Annotated in this window: 4 protein-coding genes, 1 tRNA gene and 1 rRNA gene; 1 reads left to right on the top strand and 5 read right to left on the bottom strand. The window is 28.6% G+C overall.

All coding sequences use genetic code 11. The features are described 5' to 3' along the window. Nucleotides 1-196: 196 nt before the first annotated feature. Nucleotides 197-1,261: a mechanosensitive ion channel family protein gene (locus FYJ33_RS15720; RefSeq protein WP_154532874.1), complete on the bottom strand. Its 1,065-nt coding sequence runs from the start codon at nt 1,259-1,261 to the stop codon at nt 197-199. A gap of 217 nt (nt 1,262-1,478) precedes the next feature. Here FYJ33_RS15720 and FYJ33_RS15725 point away from each other — a divergent pair, with 217 nt between their 5' ends. Further along, complete coding sequence (locus FYJ33_RS15725; RefSeq protein ID WP_154532876.1) at nt 1,479-2,156, top strand: uracil-DNA glycosylase; 678 nt, start codon at nt 1,479-1,481, stop codon at nt 2,154-2,156. 94 nt (nt 2,157-2,250) lie between these two features. Here the strand turns inward: FYJ33_RS15725 and FYJ33_RS15730 are convergent, their stop codons facing one another. From FYJ33_RS15730 to rrf, 4 genes are all read right to left on the bottom strand, one after another. Continuing rightward, on the bottom strand, nt 2,251-2,457 hold the full coding sequence (locus FYJ33_RS15730) for a hypothetical protein (RefSeq protein ID WP_154532878.1): 207 nt from the start codon (nt 2,455-2,457) through the stop codon (nt 2,251-2,253). Between the two features lie 313 nt (nt 2,458-2,770). Continuing rightward, nucleotides 2,771-2,846: transfer RNA gene (locus FYJ33_RS15735), tRNA-Phe, on the bottom strand. 451 nt (nt 2,847-3,297) lie between these two features. Further along, entirely contained in the window at nt 3,298-3,756 is a 459-nt protein-coding gene (locus tag FYJ33_RS15740; protein WP_154532880.1) for a hypothetical protein, read from the bottom strand. Between the two features lie 357 nt (nt 3,757-4,113). Continuing rightward, nucleotides 4,114-4,231: ribosomal RNA gene (gene rrf / locus FYJ33_RS15745) — 5S ribosomal RNA — on the bottom strand. Nucleotides 4,232-4,283: the final 52 nt, after the last annotated feature.

The raw sequence follows: 4,283 nt of genomic DNA on the forward strand, positions 1-4,283 counted from the left end.
AACTATCTTTGTAAGCCTTGAAGTTTAATTGCTTAGCTTAATCTTAGCTTAATTACTAAAAGAATTGCTGGTCTAATAAAAAGTTTGTATAAACTATTAATTTCCTCTGTTTAATTTTCAAAGATCAACTGTCTTATCTGACAACGAAATAAATCTTATCATGATTTTTAAAATGTGTCAACACTTTTTTTACCTTCTATTTTAAAATTTTAATATTATTTCTTACTGATATGTGTACACCCTCATCTTCAAGTATCTCTAAAATCTTGAAATTCACAGTTTCTTTCATCTTCTGATACTCCTTATATTCTATAACATCAGTGTACATATATATAAATATTTCATACCCTTCATCTGTGAATCCGTCAAAATTAATAATGTTAAGCTCCTTTGTTATCCCCTTTGTATTATTAATCACTTTCTCTATTCTATCTACACAATTATGAAGTGATTCTGATGATGTTTCCTGCGAAAGTATGATTTTAAAATGAATCCTTCTTCTGTTTCTCTGTGCCCAATTTGTAATATTCGCATTGGCAAGTTTAGAATTAGGAATAGTAACTAGCGCTTTAGCAAATGTCCTTATTTTTGTACTTCTAAATGTAATCTCTTCAACAATTCCTTCTATCTCATTTGTTTGGATCCAGTCTCCTATACAGAAAGGCTTATCAAGCACTATAATCATCCCCCCAAACAGATTTGACAGCGTATCCTGGGCAGCTAATGCTATAGCAAGTCCTCCAAGTCCAAGTCCTGTAAAGAAGCCTGTAAGCTTAAATTCCTTCACTATCACTAATATAATAATTATTATTATAGAAATCCTAATAACAATTGAAATAAAAGGAAATATAATTTTCTTATCCTTATCCATGCATTTTTTTTCAAGTTTATTATAAAGAATAGAATTCTCCAAATTAAAATTATAAATTACCCAACAGAAACACAAAATAATAGATACTTTTAACCCTTTATTAGCAAACTCTAATATCTCCATGTACCCAGTCTGCTTATATAAATACACCAATGAAAAATACAATATTAGCGCAAAAAATGCACATTGAACTGGTTTTTCAATAGCTGCAATAACCTTATCATCAAATTTGTTAACAGACTTTCGAATCATAGCTTTTATCATCTTATAAGCCTTATTTAGTACTTTATTTTTTATAATTATAAATGCAGACACAATTAAAACTGTAATAATCATAGTTCTTGTATGATATTTAATCAGATTTTCTATAATTTGTTTTATTTTATCCAAAAAGTATCACCCATATATTAGTTTCTTTTTATAGATTTATTTAATTCGTATTTTTATTATAATTTGAAATATATTATTTTTAGACTATAATTTACTTAATAGAACTACTATAGTGCAATGATCATTAACATTTATTTTTAATTTTACTTAATTAGAATATACATATAAGTTCAACAGAATTATTAAAAAAATATTGATACTAGGAGTTGATATAAAAATGACAGTAAACATAAAAAATGACTGGTATGACCTTTTAAAAGATGAATTTGAAAAAGATTACTATAAAAAACTTCGTACCTTTCTAATTGAAGAATACAGACACCATACAATATATCCTAATATGTACGATATATTTAACGCCCTTAACTTTACACCCTATAAAGATGTAAAAGTAGTAATCCTAGGTCAGGATCCTTATCACGGTCCTCAGCAGGCTCATGGATTAAGCTTTTCAGTACAGCCTGATGTAAAAATACCTCCATCACTTGTTAATATCTATAAAGAACTTCATACTGATTTAGGATGCTACATACCAAATAACGGCTACCTAAAGAAATGGGCAGATCAAGGTGTATTATTGCTTAACACTTCACTTACTGTTCGTGCTGGAGAAGCAAATTCACATAGAAATATTGGCTGGGGAACTTTTACTGATAAAATTATAGAACTATTAAATCAACGCCAGAATCCAATAGTCTTTATCCTTTGGGGCAACAATGCAATCTCTAAAGAAAAATTTATTACAAATCCTCAGCATTACATAATAAAATCAGTACACCCAAGCCCTCTATCAGCATCAAGAGGATTCTTTGGAAGTAAACCATTTTCTAAAACAAATGCTTTTTTAATTAAAAATAACAAGGCACCTATAGACTGGCAAATTGAAAATATTTAAAAACAAAAAACTAATAAGAATACCTGGGGGACAGGTAATCCTATTAGTTTTTATTTTATCTTAATTATATTAGAAATTATCAGAATAAATTTTTTTATTTAACACTCTTTTTATATCTTAAGTAATATGAGTACATTACAGATCCAACAACACCAACAGATGCCCCTGCTGCAAATAGTAATCCGACATTATTAAACATAGCACCAAGAATTATTCCAGCTCCTGATCCAATAGCTATACCCATGCATAAGCTTGTTGTTTCTTCCTCTGTAAGCTCTAAATTAAATAACTTTTCATTCATTCTAAAACCCCCAATTAATACATTCAACTTTCTATACTTAGATTATACTTGTTGCTTCTTATAAAATCCTTACGGAAAGCTTAATTAAATCTTACAAATTTATTACTTTCCTTAAAAACTATATAGATTATATTATTATAATATAACTTTTTTTATATCTTGTAAAGAGTTATTTTATAACTTTTTATATATACTTTCATTACATTCTAAACATTCCCATTTATCTATATTTTTATGCAGCAGAATTACTTATTTGCTTAATTTATAATATATTTTTGCATAAAAAAATACTTAGTATAATTACTAAGTATTTTGGTGGCTCGAACTGGAATCGAACCAGTGACACGAGGATTTTCAGTCCTCTGCTCTACCGACTGAGCTATCGAGCCATAATCTCTCAAGACATTTTTTATTATATATATTTTTTTAATTATTGTCAACGTTTATTTAAAAAATATACGTTGACAATAACTAGCTTTTTATTTTCCTTTATTACTAATAAATACTATTGATTTAGCACTCACCAAAATAGCTATGCCCATAAAATGCAATACATATCTAGGAGTATTCTCCCACATGAAAAGGAACAGTATTAATCCTGCAAAAGCCATATATAGAACTAATTCTGAATCAAGTTTAGGATGTCGATACCTTTTACAATAGCAAACATAGCAGCATTAAATGATATCCATAAGTATAATAATGATATAAAGGATAATACTTACCTTGATAAGTGAAAAACTGATGCAATTTATTAGGTTTTATAGCCAAGGTTAATAACGGTGTTGCATAATAAGCTCCATCTTCCCATGTAAACACACTTTTTTTAATAATATTTAATTAATCCGTAGGGGCCATAGTTAAATAATGCTTTATATTTAAGATATTTGACACTCTAAATAACTTTGATAATATATAGCACAATCCAATATTATTGGGGTATTTAGCAAAATATTCAGAAATAGGTGCTGATGGATTTTCAGCCAGCCTTACTGCCTGATTATATACTATGCCAAAATCCCATGAAGGAAAAACAGCCAATTTATATGATGAAATAAGCTGTATAACTATAATTAAAACCATACTAATCATAAATATAATATTTACTGTTTTACGATTCAATACATTCCCCAGTTTAGATAATAACTTACTTATACCAATCATTATAGCAATCAGTACACCCATTACTATTATTCCTATTAAGCTATTATTTTTAGACCAAATTAAACATATACTTATGATAAATGTTATGAGCAAAAATATAATACTATATATTGATCTTACGATTATCTTCTCCACAATCATTTTCCCCTTAATATTTATTTATTCACATTTTAATTTGTCTTCACCCTAACCCCTGTGGATTATTTTTCATATCCTGTGTATAATTTTATATTATAATCTTATATTTAGAAATAAAAAAGAGTGAAAGACATATTCCTAAGCCTCCGTCCTAACACGCTCCAAGTCGTTCCTTCATATGTCTTCCTCCCCCTTGATGACTAAAGGACAATATTGCATTCTACCATTCTTTTACGCAAACGTGCAACCACTTTATTTTCAAGACTTTATGATATTAAAAACATATTTAAAAATGCAATTTCCTATACATTAAAAAAGTCATTGCAATATGCAATGACTTTTTTCATTAAACTAACCTGGCTACCACTTACTCTCCCACACGGTCTCCCATGCAGTACCATCAGCTGTAATTGGCTTAACCATCCTGTTCGGAATGGGAAGGGGTGTAACCCAAAAACACATCATAACCAGATATAAGTTTTGTCAAAATCTACGATTTTGCCAACAAAACTTTACTCCTCAGC

It is taken from the genome of Inconstantimicrobium porci, from assembly GCF_009696465.1.
In the GTDB taxonomy this organism is placed as follows: Bacteria; Bacillota; Clostridia; order Clostridiales; family Clostridiaceae; genus Inconstantimicrobium; species Inconstantimicrobium porci.

Bases quoted from the DNA above. Each gene is read 5' to 3' on its own strand.
- FYJ33_RS15725 (WP_154532876.1), top strand. From the start codon at position 1,479: ATGACAGTAAACATAAAAAATGACTGGTATGACCTTTTAAAAGATGAA.
- FYJ33_RS15730 (WP_154532878.1), bottom strand. From the start codon at position 2,457: ATGAATGAAAAGTTATTTAATTTAGAGCTTACAGAGGAAGAAACAACA.